Here is a 16,901-nt window from a genome sequence, read left to right as displayed (position 1 = left end):
ACCACGTCGTTCCGGACACTTTCGCCGTCGCTTGGCCGTCGCCAGGATTGCCCCATGACTTCGGTACTGGTTTACGGCGCTTACGGACACACCGGCCGCTTCGTGGTGGCCGAGCTGCGCGAACGCGGCATCACCCCGGTCCTTTCCGGCCGCGACGCGGCGAAACTGCCGGGAGGCCGGCCGGCCCCGGTCGACGACCCGGCGGCCCTCGACCGCGCCTTCGACGGCGTGGCGGCCGTGATCAACTGCGCGGGCCCGTTCGCCGCGACCGCGCTCCCGGTGGCCGAGGCGGCCGCCCGCGCCGGCGTCCCGTACGTGGACGTCGCCGCCGAGATCGAAGCCAACCTCGACACCTTCGAGCGGGCCACCGGACCCGTGGTGGTGCCCGCGATGGCGTTCTTCGGCGGCCTGGGCGACCTGCTGGCGACGGCGGCGATGGGCGACTGGACGTCGGCCGACGAGGTGCACGTCGCCTACGGGCTCAGCGGCTGGAACCCGACGGCCGGGACCCTCGCCGCGGGCCGGGTGTCCCGGGACCGCCGCGGCGGCAGGCGCATCCGGTACGCGGGCGGCCGGCTGGAGCACCGCGACGACGCCCTGCCGACGCGCGAGTGGGCGTTCCCGGCCCCGCTGGGCACCAGGCCCGTCTTCGGCGAGTTCTCGATGGCCGACATCGTCACCATCCCGCGTCACCTGAAGGTGCCGGACGTGACCACCTACATGACGGTCGACGCGGCGAACGGCCTGGCCGCGGCGGGCCCGCGCGACTCGGCCGAGACGTTCGTGGTCGACGTCGTGGTGCGCGCGGGCGGCGAGGAACGCCGGCTCACCGCCCGTGGCGAGGACATCTACGCGGTCACCGCACCGCTCGCGGTGGAAGCGGTGGAGCGCATCCTGACCGGGCGGACCCGCGTGAAGGGCGTCGCGCCGGCGGGGGAGATCTTCGACGCGCCGGACTTCCTGCGCGCGTTGGCCCCGCACATCACGGTCGAAGGGGTTCCTGCAGTTCGGTGATCCACTTCGCCGGATCTTCCGGGCAATCGAGGTAATGCTCCCGCTGCGGCCCACCCGAGCGGCGGCCGGTGGCCTCGAGCCAGCGGACCAGCGCCTGCCAGCTCGGCAGCACGAGGTCGATCGCGCCGCGGTGCACCAGGGTGGCCGCTTCGGTCTCGGGCAGGTCGACCACCGCCAGCCCGTTGCGGTCGCCGTCGGTCACCGACGCGGGGAGCGCCGCGTGGACGACGACCTCGTCCTCGCCGAGCTGTTCGTAGAAGCAGGTCAGGCGGCCGGCGGGGGTGACGGCGGGCGCGCCGCGCAGGCGCTCGCCGAGTTCGGCGCACAGCGGGCGCACGACCGGGCCGATGTCCTGGGGCCGGAAGCTCGCCGCGGTGCCGGTGAGCTCGACCAGCCGCACGGCCGGGAGCCGCTTGACGACGATGTCGGGGATCGGGAGGCCCTCGTCCTCCAGCGTCCGCAGCCGCGCCTCGACCTGCGTCAGCCGTTCCCTGCCCGCGGCCACCGCCTGTTCCAGCTCGGCCCGGCGCAGCGTCAGCATCGCGCGGACCTGCGCCACGCCGACGTCGTCGGCCAGCATCCCGCGGACCTGCTCGAGGGTGAAGCCGAGGTCCTTCAGGGCGACGATCCGGTTGAGCCGGGCCAGCTGCCCGGCCTCGTAGCCGCGGTGGCCGGTGGCGGGGTCGACGGACGCGGGCCGCAGCAACCCGATCGCGTCGTAGTGACGCAGCATGCGGACCGAGACCCGGCCGTGCCGGGCGAACTCGCCGATGGTGAACACCCGCGTCATTCTCCCGGCGGCGGCGTGAAACCGCCGGTGACGTCGGCCGCGAGCTCCGCGAAGGCGATCGCGGTGTCGTCTTCGAACTGCGGGCCGAGCACCTGCATGCCGACCGGCAGCCCGCCGCGCGACAGCCCCGCCGGCGCCGCGACCGCGGGGAGGCCGGGCAGGGACGCGTGCGTGATCCAGAAGACCTGGTCGTCGTACCGGCGTTCCCCGCCGGGGGTCGCGATCACCCGGTCCGCGAACGGCCGGTCGTCGTGGGCGAAGGCCGTCGTGAAGGTGACGGGACACAGGAAGACGTCGACGTCCTCGAAGTAGCGGGCCCAGGCGGCGCGGGTGGCCATCCGTTCCCGTTCCCGCTCGACGACTTCCGCGAGCGGGGCAAAATCGGTGCCGGCCTGCTGGTGGGCGAAGAACAGGCCGACGTGGAAGCCGAAGGTCTCGGCCTCCCGGACCGGGTCGACGCCGTCGGGCCAGCCCTCGACGAGCTTCACCCCGGCGCGGCCGAGCGCGTCCACCGCGTCGGACAGGACGGCCCCGACCTCGTCGGTCACCGGAGCCTGGGGGTGGTCGAGGACGAAACCGGCACGGAAGCCGGCGAGCCGGGTGTGCCGCGGTGGTGGCAGTTCCCAGCGGTACGCCTTGGCCGCGTCGCCCTCGGGACCGGCGGTGACCCGCAACGCCGTCCGCAGGTCAGCCGCCGAGCGCGCCAGCGGCCCGATCGAGGACAGGTAGGCCGTTTCGCTGGGCAAGGCGGGTGGGCCCGGCGGCTGGAACCCGCGCTGCGGAACGAGCCCGGCGGTCGGCTTGAGGCCGTAGACACCGCAGAAGCCCGCCGGGATCCGGATCGAGCCGACCAGGTCGGAGCCGTATTCCAGGTGGGTCAGGCCCGCGGCCAGCGCTGCCGCACCGCCGCCGCTCGACCCGCCGGGCGTGCGCGCGGGGTCCCACGGGTTGCGGGTCCGGCCGTGGATGCCGCTCACGGTCTGCCCGAAGTCCTCGAGCATCCGGTGCACGTTGGACTTGCCGACGACGATCGCCCCGGCCGCCCGCAACCGTTCGACGACCGTGGCGTCCCAGTCGGGGACGTAACCGGCGAAGTCCGGGTTTCCCCAGGTGGTGGGCATCCCGGCGACGTTGAAGCTCTCCTTGACCGTCATCGGGACGCCGTGCAGCGGGCCGACGTGGTCTCCTCGCGCAAGCGCCGCGTCCGCCTCGGTTGCCGCCTGGAGGGCGTCCTCGCGGCGTAGCTCGACGACCGCGTTCACCGCGGGGTTGACCTGGTCGATCCGGGCCAGCAGCCGCTCGGTCAGCTCGCGGGAGGTGATCTTGCCCCCGCGGACCCCGGCGGCCGCTTCGGTCGCTGTCAGGTGAGTCATGGCTTCCGGTTTAGCCCCTGACACCGTGTCAGGTGCAAGCACCGGAACGTGGCCATCACCGGGGCTGGGCCAGGATTCCGTCGATGAGGACCCGGAGTTTCCAGGCGGCCCGTGATGCGGAGTCACCGCTGGTCAACAGGGGGGCGAGGGCACGGATCGTCGGGTAGTCCTCGACGGGGAGCGCGGCGTGGACGGCGTCGAGCCGCACGGTGACCGCACCGGGGAACTGCTCGCGGCGCCATGCCGCTTCCTCCAGGGCCGACGAGGCGATGTACTGCCCGAACAGGTCGGCGGCCCAGGCGCAGGCTTCGTCCGCGACGCCACCCACTCGCAGCAACCGCAGCATTTCCTCGGTGATGCGCAGCGAGTTCGGGCCTGGTGTGAGATCCGTCAGGCCGACCGCCGCGATGTCCCCGTGGGCCGCGAGGGCGCTCACCGTGCGTTCGACGAGCAGCTCGAGCCGGGTTCGCCAGTTCCCGTCGGCATCGGTCGGCAGGCCGACGCCGGCTACCGCGAGATCGTGCGCCAGCGCCATCAGTTCCTGCCGGTCGGCGACGTAGACGTAGAGCGACGCCGGTGCGGTGTCGACGGCCGTGGCGACGCGGCGCATGCTCACGGCGGCCGTGCCGAGCTCATCGACCAGGCCGAGTGCGGCGGCGACGATCGACTCCCGGCTCAAGGCCGGTTTGGCGGGGCGGGTTCGCGGGCTTCCGGGCACGCACCCAGCCTAGCGTTGACGAACGCCGTCCGCCACGTACACTGTTCGCTACGAACACTGTTCGGCAACGATGGAGACGAGATGAGTACCTTGCTGGCCACCGAACGCACGGCGACGCCCTACCGGTGGCGATGGCGCGTGCTGGGCGTCGTCCTGCTCGCGGGGGTGATGGACCTGCTCGATTCCACCGTCATGAACGTCGCGGCACCGTCGGTACGCGCCGGGATCGGCGGGAGCGAGGCGACACTGCAGTGGCTGGCCGCCGGCTACACCCTCGCGTTCGGTGTGCTGCTGGTCGTCGGAGGGCGGCTCGGCGACCGGTGGGGCCGGCGACGGCTGTTCGTCATCGGTGCCACCGGATTCACGCTCGCCTCCGCCGCGTGCGCGGCCGCCCCGAACCCGTCCGTGCTGATCGCGGCCCGGGTCGCGCAAGGCGCGTTCGGCGCGCTGATGATCCCGCAGGGCTTCGGCGTGCTGACCGCGGTGTTCGGCGAGCAGGAGCGTGGCCGGGCGTTTTCCCTGTTCGGACCGGTCATGGGCCTGGCCGGGATCGGCGGCCCGATCCTGGCGGGCGGACTGATCGCACTCGATCCGGGTGGCCTCGACTGGCGGCTGATCTTCCTGGTCAACCTGCCACTCGGCGCGCTCACGGTCTTCGGCGCGGTGCGCTGGATGCCCGCCGGGCCCGGCGACCCCGGCATCCGGATCGATCCGGTGGGCGTGGCGCTGGTGACCGTGGGGTCGGCGTTGCTGGTCTACCCGCTCATCCAGGGCCGCGAGGCCGGCTGGCCGTGGTGGAGCTTCGCCCTCCTCGCGGCGGGAGTGCCGGCGTTCGGCCTGCTCGGCCACCGCCAACGCACCGGTCCGTCCCCGATTCTGGCGCCGAGCCTGCTGGGCAAGCGAGCCTTCGTCGGCGGGCTCGTGGTGGCTGTCGTGTTCTTCACCGGTCTGGGTGGACTGCTGCTGGTTCTCTCGCTGCGCCTGCAGCTGGATCTCGGCCACTCCGCCCTGCAGGCCGCCGTGGCGCTGTCCCCGGTCGCCGCCGGGATCATGCTCGGATCGCTCGCCGCTCCGCGGCTGACCCGCCGGCTCGGTCGCTCGATCCTCCACGTGGGCCTGGGAGTGGAGGTCCTCGGCCTGCTCGGGATCGCGGGTGTAGCGGTGTTCCACGCGCCGCAACTGGATTCCGCGCCACCGATGCTGGTGGCCGGCTTGGGACTCGGACTGCTGTTCGGCCCGCTGATCCAGGCGGTGCTGGCCACCGCGGACCCCGGTGAGGTCGGCAGCGCCTCCGGCAGCCTCAACGCTGTGCAGCAGCTCGCCACCGCGCTGGGGACGGCCATCGCCGGAACCCTCTACTTCGGACTCGACGGTGGTACCGCCGGCCTCGTCGCCGGGGTTCTGGTCGCCATCGCCGCCTGTCTCGTCTCCGCCCTCGTGGTGCCGATCATTCCCCGCTCGCAGACCAAGGAAGGTGACCGATGAGTTCGCTCGTCGTGTTCGGCGCGAACGGCGCCACGGGCCACGTCATCGTCGAGGAAGCGCTACACGCCGGCCACACGGTCACCGCGGCCGTGCGTGATCCGGCGACCTTCCGGCCCGTCCGCGACGCGGCGCCCGACGTCGTCCGGGCCGACATCCGGGATCTGGACAGCGTTCGCGCCGCCGTGACCGGCCACGACGCCGTCATCTCGGCGATCGGGCCCCCGGGCCGGACGGCCGACGGGCTCTATTCGTCGGGCGCCCGGACGCTCGTCGCAGCCATGGCCGCCGGTGGTGCCGGCCGCCTCGTCGCCCTCTCCTCCAGCGGCGCGCGCCAAGACGATCCGAACCATCCGCTGTGGTACCGAGTCGTCGCCCGCACCCTGATGGGGGACCTCTACGGCGACATGCGCCTGATGGAGGACATCGTTCGGGACAGCCCGCTCGACTGGACTTTCGTCCGGCCCGCGCGCATCGTCGACGAGCCACCGACGGGGGCCTACCGCGTCGAGGACGGCGTGAACCCGAAGGGCGGCACGAGCGTCACCCGGGGTGACCTGGCCCGGTTCGTCGTCCACGCGGTCGACGACAAGCGCTGGTCGCGTCGCTTTCCGACGATCGCCCGATGAGGAACGCGCGTGTACCGGACACCGGAGAGGCCAACAGGACCTTGGCTGCGTGGTGGGCCCGGAGAGACTCGAACTCTCACTGGCACGGACCTAAACCGTGTGCCTCTGCCAATTGGGCTACGGGCCCCCAAGTACTCCGGAAGCGTAGCGCGCGCCGGGTGCGGCTCGCCGGGCGTGCCGGTGCGGGACTCCGGGAGGCGGCCCGCTAACGTGGGCGCCAGAGTCCCATGCGGCGAGGAGGACACGTGGCCCGCGACCCCGAGACGATCGAGCGCGAGATCGAGCAGGCTAGGACCGCCCTGGCGGCGACGCTCGACCAGCTGACCGTCAAGGCCGACCCCAAGAAGCTCGCGGACGCGGCGAAGGACGGCGTGCGCGCCAAGCTCGACAACCCCAAGGTCAAGTTTCCGCTGATCGGCGCGGGTGTCCTGGTGCTCGTCCTGCTGGTGCGCAAGCTCCTGAAGTAACGCTCAGGCCTGCTTCGCCGGCGCCTTGGCCTCGGCCGGCGCCGGGGTGGCCGGCTTCTTCGGGTCCTCGACGGCCTTCGGGAGCTGCTTGCTCGGCGGCAGCTGGGGCTTCTTCTCCGCCGAATCCGGGGTCTGCTGCTTGGGCACGCTGCCCGGCGGCGGGACCTCGAGCGGCGGGAGCTTCGGAAGCGTCAGCCGGGCGGTCATGTACGCGCTGGTGAAGTCCAGCGCACTGCCGTTGAGCAGGTGCACCACCGTCGTCTTGGCGTCACCCGCGAGCTGCTCGACCAGCTGGTCGGCCCGGTCCCGGGCCGCGATGATGCCGGGCTCCCGGGCGGTCAGCTCCTTGCCGCGGCCGCTGACCGTGATCGCCCAATCGGCGTCCTCTTGGACGTACGTCGCCGTGATCGCTTCCACCATCTGCCTCACACCCCTCTCCTCCACAGCATGCTTTACGCGACCGTGACGTCGCCACCGCGTTCCCATGACGCGGAAGCCGCGCCCCTCCTCCGGTCGTGAAAGTCCAGCACACTTTGTACCGTGTCATCGATACCGTAGAGCAACTCTGTGTCACAAGACACGACAACTCTGCGTGACCACCGAATGGCCCAGTGCACGCGCGGGCTACCGCGCGCGCTCCCGCAGGCCGCTCCACAGCACGTCCATCGCGTATTCGGTGGCCAGCTCGGGGCTCACTTCGTCGTGCCGTTCGCACCAGATAGCGAGCCGTTCGCACGCTCCGACCACGAATTCCGCAGCCGCCTCCGCCCTCAGGTCGTCGCCGGTGTCGAAGTGGCCGCTCATGAGCGCGGCGATCAGGTCGGTCTGCTGGCGGCGGGTCTCCTCGACCTCTTCGGCGGCCGGTGTGCCGATCAGCACCATCTCGTGCCGTAACAGCGACCACGCTTGGCGACGTTCGCGGATGAAGACGAAGAACGCCAGCAGGCCGCGTCGCAGGGCGTCTTCGGCGCCGACCGCGCCGACCGTCGCCTGCTCGGTGACCTCGCGAAGCACCGCCCGCGACTGCCGGATGCAGGCGAGCAGCAGGCCTTCCTTCGAGTTGAAGTACTCGTAGAGCATCGGCTTCGAGACGCCCACCAGTTCGGCGATCTCGTCCATGGACGCCGCCGCGTAGCCGCGTGCCGAAAAGACCTGTTCGGCCACTTCGATCATCTGCCGCATCCGCTCGGCCCGGGGCATGCGTTTGCGCTTCGCGGTCGTCACGGGATCACTCTACCGGTGGTAACCTACTCCAAGTAGGGTGGACGACGGGTAACAGGAACCGGGAGGCGGCATGGCCGAAGAGACCGGGGTCGTCATCGTCGGGACCGGGTTCTCCGGCCTCGGCATGGCGATCCAGCTGCGCAAGGAAGGCCGCGACGACTTCGTCATCCTCGAAAAGGCCGACGACGTCGGCGGCACCTGGCGGGACAACAGCTACCCGGGCTGCGCCTGCGACATCCCGTCACACATGTACTCGTTCTCGTTCGAGCAGAACCCGGACTGGTCGCGGGCCTACTCGCCGCAGCCGGAGATCTGGCGCTACCTGCGCGAGGTCGCCGGCAAGCACGACTTGCACCGGTTCATCCGCTTCGGCCAGGAGATGACCGGCGCCCGCTGGGACGCGGAAGAGAACCGCTGGCACATCGCCACCAAGGGCGGCGACGAGTTCGTCGCGAACGCGCTGGTCGCCGGGGTCGGCGCCCTGCACCTGCCGATGATCCCCGAGCTGCCCGGGATCGAGCGGTTCGCCGGCCCGGCGTTCCACTCGGCGCGGTGGCGCCACGACGTCGACCTCGCCGGCAAGAAGGTCGCCGTGATCGGCACCGGCGCCAGCGCGGTCCAGTTCGTGCCGCGGATCGCGCCGGACGTCGAAGAGCTGACGCTGTTCCAGCGGACGCCGCCGTGGGTCATGCCGAAGGCCGACCACGAGATGTCCGGCCGGACGCGCGCGCTGTTCAAGGCGTTCCCGCCGGCCCAGCGCGCCTACCGCACGCTGCTCTACTGGCTGCTCGAAGCGCGCGCGATCGGCTTCAACGGCCAGTCGTGGGTGATGAAGATCGGCCAGCGGCTGGCCAAGCGCAACATCGACCGCGCGATCCGGGACCCACGGCTGCGGCGCAAGGTCACACCGGACTACACCATGGGCTGCAAGCGCGTGCTCGTCTCCAACGACTACTACCCGGCGCTGGCGCGGGACAACGTCGAGGTCGTGACCGACGGTGTCCGGGAGGTGCGCGAGCGGAGCATCGTCGACGCGGCGGGCGTCGAACACGAGGCCGACGTCATCGTCTACGGCACCGGCTTCCACGTCACCGATGCCTTCGACGACCTGGAGATCGTCGGCCGCGACGGCCGCAATCTCGGCAAGGAGTGGGCGGCCGAGGGGATGCGGACGCACCTCGGCATCACCGTCGCCGGGTTCCCGAACCTGTTCTTCCTGCTCGGCCCCAACACCGGGCTCGGGCACAACTCCGTCGTGTTCATGATCGAGGCCCAGATCTCCTACGTCGCCGAAGCGCTGCGGCTGGCCGAGGGCCGCGCGATCGAGCCGAAGGCTCCGGTGCAGGAGCGGTTCAACGCCGAGATCCAGCGCAAGCTCGCCAAGGGCATCTGGACGCGCGGGGGCTGCAAGAGCTGGTACCTGGACGCGAAGGGCGTCAACCGGACGATCTGGCCGGGCTTCACCTGGCGGTACTGGCTGGACACGCGGAAGGTGCGGCGAAAGGACTTCCTGGTCGGCTGAGCGTGGCATCAGCGGGAGGCGTAGCGGCGGAGGCGCGCGATCAGGTCCACGGTCGGCAGCCCGCACAACTCGCCCATGCGTTCGAGGGCCGGGAGGTCGAGGGCGACCTCGCCGGCGTGCTCGCCCGCCTGCCGCAGGCGGTCTTCGGCCCAGCGGCGCAGGGGGAGCAGGTCGGCGGACGCGTCGGCGACGACCTTGCGCAGGTCGACGCGGACCCGGCCGGGCTCGTCGACGAACACGCGGCGGTGCACCTTGGCCAGCAGGTCCTGGGGCAGTTCGTCCATCGCGACGCACAGCTCGACCAGGCGCACGACCGAGCACTGTCTGGTGCCCAGCTCGTAGGTGGCCAGCGTCTGCAGCGAAATCTCGCTCTGCAGGTGCTGGTTCAGCTCCTTGCGCGTCCATCCTCGGCTGCGCCGGAGCTTGCGAAGCTCGTCTCCGAGTACCCGCTGATACTCCTCGGCGTCGATCAGCACATCAATGTCCCCTGCCGTGCGCTCCCGCGGCACCCACGTGGCTGTGATGATTCCCGTGCAGGTGCACCCTCACGTGTATGTAAGTGCGCCGGGGCCTCGCCCTTACGCGAATTCGGGCATGTCTTTGATACCGATTGCGCGAGTTAGGCCGAACGGGTTAACGGCGGGTGGCCGAGCGGGTCAGTTGACGCAGGGAACGCCCTCGGCGGTGATCGGCTTCTCGTCGTCGGCCGGCGGGGCGGCGGCCGGTGACGAGGCACCCGCGGCCGCTCCGGCACCGCTGCTGCTGGCCCCGGCGTTCGAGCTCGGGGGCTCGTAGTCGGCGCCGAGGAACACCATCACGTGCCCGGCCTTGACGCTCTTGTCCTCCTGGATCGTCGGCGAACCGCCGAGCGCGTCCGCGACGGCCTGGCCGGCGTCCTTGCCGCCCTTGGGCACCCAGATCACCGTGGTCTTGCGCGCCGTCGCGGTCGTCTTGTCGCCGGCGGTGAAGCCCTTGTCCTCGAGGGTCTTGGCGACGGTCGCGGCGAGGCCGGTGCGGCTGGTGGCGTTGCGGACGTCGACGGTGGTCGCCTTGTTCGCGCTGTCCGCCTGCTGCTCCGGCTGCTGTTGCCGCTCACCCGGCTGCGGCCCGGCGAGGCCCTGCACGAACTTCTTGACCTCGGCCGGGTCGACCTGGATGGCCGAGCCGTCTTCGGGGGTCTTGTAGTCGACGTTCTTCACCGGGATGGTGCGGAACTCGAGCTGGCCGCCGGTCAGGCCCTTCATCTGCTGGGCGAACCCGAAGATGTCCCAGTTCTGGTTCAGCACGACCGACTTCTTGATCGCGTCGATCAGGTCGGTCAGCTTCGACGGGTTCGTCAGCGTGCCCGCCGAGAGCACCTTGCGCGCCATGCCGGCCATGAACACCTGCTGCCGGACGACGCGGTCGAGGTCGCCGCGCGGCAGGCCGTGGCGCTGGCGGACGAACTCGAGCGCTTCGACACCCGAGATCGTGTGCTGGCCCTTGGTGAAGTTCGCGCCGGAGTAGTCGTCCTTGACGTTGTTGTTGAGGCAGACTTCGACGCCGCCGATGGCCTTGGTGATGTCGCTGAAGCCGAGCAGGTTCACCGCGGCGTAGTTGTCGATGGTCGAGCCGGTGAGCTGTTCGACGGTCTTGATCAGCTCCTTCGCCCCGGCCTGGTTGGCCTGGACGTCGAGCTGCTTCGGGTCGGTGACGCCCTGCTTCTGCAGGTCCTTGCGGGCCTGCAGCATCGCCCGGGCGTACGCCGAGTTGATCTTGTGCTTGCCGTAGCCGCCGGGGATGTCGACGTAGGTGTCGCGGGGCAGCGAGATGGCGACGGCCTTGCTGCCGTCGTTCGGGATGTGCACGAAGATCAGCGAGTCGGTGTTGAGCTCGCCGTCGGACTCCCCGGCGCGCAACTCGTCGAGCACCTCGCGTGGCAGCGGGTTGCCCTGGGCGTCGGTCCGGCTGTCGAGGCCGACCAGCAGGATGTCGCGGGCGCCGTCGGCGGGCTTGTCGCCACCGCCGCCGTCGCTGAGCACGTTCTGGTAGTTCAGCCCGTTCACCAGGCCCTGCATGGCGGCCCACGCGTACCCGGTCAGGCCCACCACCAGCAGCGACACGACGGCCAGCGAGATCTTCGCGCCGCGGAAGGAGCTGCGGCGGCCTCGCGGCGCGGGCCGCGCTTCCTGGCGCGCCGGCTGCGGACGGCGCGAAGGCGGTGGTCCGGCGCGGCGCGCGTCCGCCGGTTCCCGGCGCGGGGCGGGCCGGCGGGACGGCGGGGTGCCGCGCCGGTCGTCGGCCCGGCCTGGCTCTTCCTGCCAGGGCCGGGCGGGGCGGCGGCCGCCTTGCCCGTTCCGAGGCGGGTGATCCACGCGGGCGACTCCTCACTGGTTCGAACTGGTGGTGCTGGGGATGGGACGCATGGTGCCTTCCCCTGGTTGCCGTAGCGTTACACATCCCCCCACGAATGTGTCATGCACCACCCAGTTTCCCGCACGTGAGACGGTTTCGCCTGGTCAGGAGGGCGCATTGGCCGGCCGCCGGACGGGCAGGAGCGTGCCGGCGGCGGCGAGCAGGGCGAACCCGGCCGTGACGGCGTGCAGCGTGACGCCGAGGAAGCCGGGCGTGCTCCCGTCGGCGGCGAACAGCAGCGAGGGCGCGCAGGCCAGCGCCGTGGCCAGCCAGGTGCCGGTCGCCGCGCCGGCCCCGATCCGGATCGTGTGCAGCAGGAAAACCCCGAGCAGCAGGTGCACCAGGCTCTGGATCGGGTCGAGCCGCAGGCCCAGCAGGTCGGCGTCGGCGGCCACCCCGCCGAAGCGGGTCAGCGCGAAGCCGAACACGCCGAGCGTGGCGTAGCCGATGCCGAGCCCGGCCGCGGCCCGGGTGAGCACCGCCGTCCGGCGGTGCTCGCCCGGCCGCCGGACGTGCTCGGCGGCGCGCGGCTGCCGTGGCCCGTGGGTGTGCCGTTCGAACCACCAGAACACGCACGTCGCGGGCACCGCGAGCAGCCCGACGGCGACCAGCGTCCGCGGCCGGAGCAGCCAGCCGAGCCCGTCGGCGATCCGGCCGGGCAGGTACACGACGGCGACCAGCAGCAGCATCGCGGCGAGGAACGCCAGGTAGAGGCTCATCGGCGCGCGCAGCACGAACCGGGAGGCGCCGGTGACGGCGGGCCGCGCGCCCAGCCGCGTCAGCGGGCCGGCCAGGAGCCCGAGCACGCCGAGCTGGACCAGGCCGAGCAGCAGCACGCCCCACGGCGGGGCCGACAACGCCGCCGGGGCGCCCGGGCTGCCGAGCAGGACGGGTGGCCCGCCCCGCAGGACGCTCACCCCGGCGAGCCCCGCGGCACCGGCCGCGGTGGCGACGGCGAGCAGCCGCCGAGACGGGCGTACGCCGTCGGCGTGCGCGAAGGCGAGTTGCTGGGCGAGGAGCGCGAGCGCGAACGTCGCCGCGTAGCGCGGCAACGGCGAGCCGGACCAGTTCGCGGCCAGTTCCCCGGCGGTGAACAGGACGAGGAGCCCGGCGACCGCGCTCACCGGCGCCCGGCGGTGCAGGGCCAGCAGCGGCGGCGCGCAGGCGATCGTCAGCAGGTAGACCCCGAGCAGCCAGAGCGGGTGCAGCGCGATCCGCATGACGGTCGCCGTGGTGCCCGCCGGGATGCCGAGCAGTTCGAGCGCGAGCGGAGTCAGCAGGGCCACGACGGCGAAGATCAGCGCCGGCCGCAGCAGCGGGCTGGCGCGTTCGGCCAGGTAGTGGCGGTAGCCGCCGCCCGCCGCCTGCTCGGAGCGCCAGCCGGCCGCGTTGAGGTGGCCGCCGGCGAAGAAGATCACCGGGGCGAGCTGGGCGAGCCAGGTCAGCGGCCACAACGCCGATTCGGGCGCGCCCGCCCAGTCCGCGAGCGCCGTCACGGACTCCCCGAGCAGCAGGAGGACGACCCCGCCGGCCCCGAGCAGCGCCCACCGGCCGACCTCCGCGGGAGGGGTGCCGGGCACCGGCACCCGCGGCTGGCGGCGGGCCCGCAGCCAGCCGCGCAGCCGGAACACCAGCAGGCAGCCGATCACCAGCACCCCGGCCACCATCGGGCCGATCGGGTCGCCGACCGGCGGGCCCCAGCGCTGGTGCCAGGAGTTGACCACCAGCCCGGCGGAGTAGAGGGAGGCGACGACCCGGCAGGTGAGCGCCGAGTTCATCGGGTTGAGGTCGCAGGCGTGGTGCATGTCGTACGAGAGCCGGTCGTCGAGGGCCTCCCGGACCTCCGGGCCGAGCGGGTGGCCCTTGCGGTCGGCGTACCGCAGCAGGTCGTAGCCGAGGTCGTGGGCCTTGCACGGCACGGCGTAGTCCCACTTCGTGTTGTCGTCGCCCCACGGCGTCGAGCAGCCGCCGTCGACGTGCACGGCGCGGACCGTGCCGTCGCGGGCGGGCAGCGAGCCCGGGGTGACGCCGCTGAGCGCGGTGAAGTCCTTCGGCAGCAACGCGAGCGCGTCGGGGTGCGGGCCCGGGTGGACCAGCGCCTCGATGGCGTTCCGCGCGGCCAGCACGTCCCCGGTGGGCGGGCCCTGGTCCGGCGGCGACGGCGGGCGCGAGGCGATCAGCCCGAACGCGAACACCACCAGCAGGACGAGCAGCAGCCAGCCGGACGTCGACCACGGTCGGCGGAGGCGGGGTGGTTCGGTCGGGCCCGGCATGCCTTCCAGGGTGCCAGCCCGGCCGTCACGCGGGGATGGGGACAACCCCCGAGATCCGTGGTGGCTTTCTTCTATGCTGCCCGCTCGGCTGCCCGTTCTTCCCTTCCGCCGCCGGGCCGCGCCCCCGAGACTCGGGACGGGGTACGGCGAAGCCGGTCGTCGCCGCGGTAAGCGCGATGGTCCGATGTCCTGAACGACTCGTTCAAGACGTCCGGCGACAGGAACGAGTCGTTCAGGACGTCGCGGATCCGTCCGCGGTGCCGGACTTCGCCGGAGCCCCGAGATTCGGGACGGGGGGCACGGCGACCAGGAGGGCGTGCTGTGGCCTCGACCGAGTTCGACCGCGTGCCCGTGGAGGACACCGTGCGCGCGTTGCGCCGGCTGGCCCCCGGCGCCTCCCTGCGCGAACCGCGGACCCCCGAACTGCGCGTGCTCGCCCGTGCCTTGGACGACCACGCGCCGTCGGAGCTGGCGCGCACCCATCCCGGGCCGGTCGCCCGCGCGGTGCTGGCCGGCCAGCTGCGGATCCTCGACCGGGCGGTGACCGGCTTCTTCGACGCCGGCCCGGGGACCGCCCGGCTGGTCCGGGCCGCCCGCTACAGCAGGCGCTGCCGCGCCGGGCCGTTGCTCGACCGGCTGCGCGCCGAGCCGGGACTGCGGGCGGCGGCGCTGGGCTGGGCGGAGGCCGGCGGGCACCGGATCCTCGCCGGCGAGCTGCGGGGTGTCCCGGAGGTCCCGTCGGACGACGACGGGCGGCTCGCCGCGGAGCTCGCGGTGGCCGCCTTGCTGCCACCGCCGGAGCGGGGCGGCCGCGTGCCGGGCGGCGACCTCGTGCGGACCGGAAGCGCTTTCCTCGACGTCCGCTCGCTGCGCATCGGCGACCACGGGTTCCGCGTCGACGTGGAGTCGGCCGCGCCGGTGGAGCTGGTGCGCGAGGAGGACGGGCTCACCCTGCGGGCGCTGTGGTGGAAGGGCCTCGGCCGGGTGACCGACGACCTCGGGCACGAGTACCTCGTCGTGGCCAAGGACCCGGCCGGGACGCCGACCACGCGGCACTGGTGCCACCCGCGGCCGGCGCCGGGTGCGCGGCTGCTGCGGCTGGAGTCCGCGGGTTATCGCGGTGAGCGGCTGCGGCTGGCTGCGGTGCCGGTCGGGTCGTGCGTCGATGTGCTGGTGAAGTCGGAGCTCACGGTGCGGTTGTGAGTCGCTTCCGGGTGCCGGGCCTCGGCGCGGTGCCGGCCGCCGTGACGCTCCGGCTCACGGTGCGGCTGGGGGCGTGAGCCCGTCCGGGGCGAAGCAGACCTGGTCGCGGCCGTTCTCCTTCGCCAGGTAGACGGCGGCGTCGGCGGAGTGGAGCAGGCGCTCGAGGGTGTCGCCGTGCCGGGGGTGGCGGGCCACGCCGATCGACGTCGTGCGGTCGGCGATCGTCGCCGGGTCACCGCGTTTGTCCGTGGTCACGATGTGGAGCTTGGCAATCGCGGTGCGTATCCGCTCGGCGGCTTCCCAGGTCGCCTCTTCGTCGATGTCCGGCAGCAGAATGAGGAATTCCTCGCCGCCGAAACGGCCGACCAAGTCGCTCGGTCTGGTCACTTCGTCGAGGGTTTGCGCAACCGTGCGCAGCACGTCGTCGCCCGCCGGATGCCCAAAGGTGTCGTTAATCCACTTGAAGTGGTCGAGATCGACCATCAGCAGCGCCAGCTGATCACCCGATCGAGCGGTCCGTTCCAGTGCCCGCTCCGCCGACTCCGACCAGCCGCGCATGTTGAGAATGCCCGTTTTCGGATCCGTCCGGACGTCGTTCTGGAGCTGGTCGAGTTCCGCGAGGCGATTGAAGACCACGGTGACCACGGCCATCACCGCCACCATCGGCGGCACGGTGGCGAGCAGAATCGCGGTCACCGCGCCGAGGCCGATGGTGATCGCTTCCAGCATGTTGTCGGCCGGGCTGCCCAGGACGTTACGGACGGTCGGCTCGGAGGACATGCCGAGCGCCAGTGCCCCGCCGACGTAAACGATCTGGATCGCCTCGTAGATCGCGCCGGTCAGGGCGATGGTGCCGAACTCGTAGAGGAAGTCGCTCCAGCCGGAGCCGGAGAAATGCGGCCCGAGCGAGGTGTAGGTGAGGTGGGCGAGGACACCGGCGAGACCGTGCGTGATCGACGAGAAAATGAAGTTGTGCGCCGGACGCCGGGCGATGAACCAATGCTGGAGCCGGACGACGAAGATGACGAAGAGGATCAGCGGTACGGGCAGGATCATCGCGGCGGAAAAAGTCCACACCGCGGTGAGGTCGATCAGGACCGTCTTTTTGCGGTTTCGCCGCCGTTCTTCCTGGCGCTGGGTCAGCTGAATGTGGACGGTCGCGCCGACGGCGAGGATTCCGAAGTTGACCCAGTCGCGCGGGACGAGCGCCTGGGAATGGGCCAGGGAAATGGCGAGCACGGCGACGGCGAGCGCTTCGCTGCCGAGCATGAACAATACGACCCGGGGGCGGCGGCGCCAGAGCGCCCAGTTCCGCGGCGAGTAGGGGTGGTCACGCCACACCGTCCCGGGTGGACCACTGGGCGTGGTCACCTGGGCTGGTCCTTCGTGCGGCACCGGCGGCCGCGGCCCGCCTCGGTCCGCCGGCGCGCCGCCGCCGGGAGCGGCGTCGTCTGGTCCGGGATGCAATTGGTCACCTCCTTTCCAGCGTACGTGGGGTGCTGAGTAATCTCATCGGTACCTGCCGGAGTGTTCACGCATTCCGTGGGCGGGTACCATCCCACTGCAACGGAACTGTCGGGTCCTCGGTGGAACTGCCGGGAACGCGGACCGGAAACATCTTCAGGCTCCCCACACGGAGGTGGCACCGTTGAGCAACCGCGATCTCTGATGCGCCGGCGAATTGCCGTATAGCTTGCCGTCCACGACGTCCTCCCCATTACCCCCGAGAGGTGGCAACCGTGCGCAACCGCGACCTGTGACCGCCCGAATACCATTCATGATCTTGACCGAGCGGAGAGGTGGCTTCCGATG

General features: G+C 71.9%; 15 protein-coding genes and 1 tRNA gene. 6 read left to right on the top strand and 10 right to left on the bottom strand.

Annotated features, from left to right (window positions below; translation table 11 throughout):
- The first annotated feature begins 54 nt into the window (after positions 1–54).
- The gene (locus AB0G28_RS18100) at positions 55–1,014 is read left to right on the top strand and encodes a saccharopine dehydrogenase NADP-binding domain-containing protein (RefSeq protein WP_361089610.1); all 960 of its coding nucleotides are present in this window, start codon (positions 55–57) and stop codon (positions 1,012–1,014) included.
- Here the strand turns inward: AB0G28_RS18100 and AB0G28_RS18095 are convergent.
- From AB0G28_RS18095 to AB0G28_RS18085, 3 genes are read right to left on the bottom strand one after another with little or no spacing between them, the layout of a single operon-like run.
- On the bottom strand, positions 983–1,795 hold the full coding sequence (locus AB0G28_RS18095; RefSeq protein WP_361089608.1) for a MerR family transcriptional regulator: 813 nt from the start codon (positions 1,793–1,795) through the stop codon (positions 983–985). The two genes, AB0G28_RS18100 and AB0G28_RS18095, sit on opposite strands and share 32 nt — an antisense overlap.
- Before the next feature lie 5 nt (positions 1,796–1,800).
- The gene (locus tag AB0G28_RS18090; protein WP_361089606.1) at positions 1,801–3,177 is read right to left on the bottom strand and encodes an amidase family protein; all 1,377 of its coding nucleotides are present in this window, start codon (positions 3,175–3,177) and stop codon (positions 1,801–1,803) included.
- 55 nt (positions 3,178–3,232) lie between these two features.
- A complete protein-coding gene (locus AB0G28_RS18085; RefSeq protein ID WP_361089604.1) occupies positions 3,233–3,895 on the bottom strand; it encodes a TetR/AcrR family transcriptional regulator C-terminal domain-containing protein in 663 nt (220 codons plus the stop codon).
- Between the two features lie 81 nt (positions 3,896–3,976).
- Here AB0G28_RS18085 and AB0G28_RS18080 point away from each other — a divergent pair, with 81 nt between their 5' ends.
- Positions 3,977–5,380: an MFS transporter gene (locus AB0G28_RS18080; protein WP_361089602.1), complete on the top strand. Its 1,404-nt coding sequence runs from the start codon at positions 3,977–3,979 to the stop codon at positions 5,378–5,380.
- Positions 5,377–6,006, top strand: a complete 630-nt coding sequence (locus AB0G28_RS18075) for an NAD(P)H-binding protein (protein ID WP_361089600.1) — start codon at positions 5,377–5,379, stop codon at positions 6,004–6,006. Before AB0G28_RS18080 ends, AB0G28_RS18075 begins: the two co-directional genes overlap by 4 nt.
- 50 nt (positions 6,007–6,056) lie before the next feature.
- On the opposite strand, the gene AB0G28_RS18070 is transcribed toward AB0G28_RS18075, so the two are convergent.
- Positions 6,057–6,133: transfer RNA gene (locus AB0G28_RS18070), tRNA-Leu, on the bottom strand.
- A gap of 118 nt (positions 6,134–6,251) precedes the next feature.
- Between AB0G28_RS18070 and AB0G28_RS18065 the strand changes: the two genes are divergently transcribed.
- On the top strand, positions 6,252–6,473 hold the full coding sequence (locus AB0G28_RS18065) for a DUF3618 domain-containing protein (protein WP_004559246.1): 222 nt from the start codon (positions 6,252–6,254) through the stop codon (positions 6,471–6,473).
- A gap of 3 nt (positions 6,474–6,476) precedes the next feature.
- On the opposite strand, the gene AB0G28_RS18060 is transcribed toward AB0G28_RS18065, so the two are convergent.
- Together AB0G28_RS18060 and AB0G28_RS18055 are read right to left on the bottom strand one after the other, a co-directional pair.
- Positions 6,477–6,893 (bottom strand): hypothetical protein, encoded by a 417-nt coding sequence (locus AB0G28_RS18060; RefSeq protein WP_361089856.1) that lies wholly within the window; start codon positions 6,891–6,893, stop codon positions 6,477–6,479.
- A gap of 204 nt (positions 6,894–7,097) precedes the next feature.
- Positions 7,098–7,655 (bottom strand): helix-turn-helix domain-containing protein, encoded by a 558-nt coding sequence (locus tag AB0G28_RS18055; protein WP_361089853.1) that lies wholly within the window; start codon positions 7,653–7,655, stop codon positions 7,098–7,100.
- 112 nt (positions 7,656–7,767) lie between these two features.
- Here AB0G28_RS18055 and AB0G28_RS18050 point away from each other — a divergent pair, with 112 nt between their 5' ends.
- Positions 7,768–9,219 carry an NAD(P)/FAD-dependent oxidoreductase gene (locus tag AB0G28_RS18050; protein ID WP_361089598.1) on the top strand — a complete coding sequence of 484 codons (1,452 nt, stop codon included), beginning with the start codon at positions 7,768–7,770 and terminating at the stop codon, positions 9,217–9,219.
- Positions 9,220–9,227: 8 nt separating this feature from the next.
- Here AB0G28_RS18050 and AB0G28_RS18045 read toward each other — a convergent pair whose 3' ends face one another.
- The 3 genes from AB0G28_RS18045 to AB0G28_RS18035 form a co-directional block, all read right to left on the bottom strand.
- Entirely contained in the window at positions 9,228–9,695 is a 468-nt protein-coding gene (locus AB0G28_RS18045; protein WP_361089596.1) for a helix-turn-helix domain-containing protein, read from the bottom strand.
- 180 nt (positions 9,696–9,875) lie between these two features.
- The gene (locus tag AB0G28_RS18040) at positions 9,876–11,573 is read right to left on the bottom strand and encodes an LCP family protein (protein WP_361089595.1); all 1,698 of its coding nucleotides are present in this window, start codon (positions 11,571–11,573) and stop codon (positions 9,876–9,878) included.
- A 144-nt stretch (positions 11,574–11,717) separates the two neighbouring features.
- Complete coding sequence (locus AB0G28_RS18035; protein WP_361089593.1) at positions 11,718–13,886, bottom strand: phospholipase; 2,169 nt, start codon at positions 13,884–13,886, stop codon at positions 11,718–11,720.
- 321 nt (positions 13,887–14,207) lie between these two features.
- Here AB0G28_RS18035 and AB0G28_RS18030 point away from each other — a divergent pair, with 321 nt between their 5' ends.
- Positions 14,208–15,089 (top strand): hypothetical protein, encoded by an 882-nt coding sequence (locus tag AB0G28_RS18030; protein WP_361089591.1) that lies wholly within the window; start codon positions 14,208–14,210, stop codon positions 15,087–15,089.
- A 54-nt stretch (positions 15,090–15,143) separates the two neighbouring features.
- Here the strand turns inward: AB0G28_RS18030 and AB0G28_RS18025 are convergent, their stop codons facing one another.
- Positions 15,144–16,358 (bottom strand): GGDEF domain-containing protein, encoded by a 1,215-nt coding sequence (locus AB0G28_RS18025; RefSeq protein WP_361089589.1) that lies wholly within the window; start codon positions 16,356–16,358, stop codon positions 15,144–15,146.
- Positions 16,359–16,901 lie beyond the last annotated feature (543 nt).

Source organism: Amycolatopsis sp. NPDC021455, assembly GCF_040640995.1.
Taxonomy (GTDB): domain Bacteria; phylum Actinomycetota; class Actinomycetes; order Mycobacteriales; family Pseudonocardiaceae; genus Amycolatopsis.
This window is presented reverse-complemented; position numbering and strand designations above follow the sequence as displayed.

Bases quoted from the DNA above. Each gene is read 5' to 3' on its own strand.
- AB0G28_RS18100 (WP_361089610.1), top strand. From the start codon at position 55: ATGACTTCGGTACTGGTTTACGGCGCTTACGGACACACCGGCCGCTTC.
- AB0G28_RS18090 (WP_361089606.1), bottom strand. From the start codon at position 3,177: ATGACTCACCTGACAGCGACCGAAGCGGCCGCCGGGGTCCGCGGGGGC.
- AB0G28_RS18080 (WP_361089602.1), top strand. From the start codon at position 3,977: ATGAGTACCTTGCTGGCCACCGAACGCACGGCGACGCCCTACCGGTGG.
- AB0G28_RS18075 (WP_361089600.1), top strand. From the start codon at position 5,377: ATGAGTTCGCTCGTCGTGTTCGGCGCGAACGGCGCCACGGGCCACGTC.
- AB0G28_RS18060 (WP_361089856.1), bottom strand. From the start codon at position 6,893: ATGGTGGAAGCGATCACGGCGACGTACGTCCAAGAGGACGCCGATTGG.
- AB0G28_RS18055 (WP_361089853.1), bottom strand. From the start codon at position 7,655: ATGCGGCAGATGATCGAAGTGGCCGAACAGGTCTTTTCGGCACGCGGC.
- AB0G28_RS18050 (WP_361089598.1), top strand. From the start codon at position 7,768: ATGGCCGAAGAGACCGGGGTCGTCATCGTCGGGACCGGGTTCTCCGGC.
- AB0G28_RS18035 (WP_361089593.1), bottom strand. From the start codon at position 13,886: ATGCCGGGCCCGACCGAACCACCCCGCCTCCGCCGACCGTGGTCGACG.
- AB0G28_RS18025 (WP_361089589.1), bottom strand. From the start codon at position 16,358: ATGCTCGGCAGCGAAGCGCTCGCCGTCGCCGTGCTCGCCATTTCCCTG.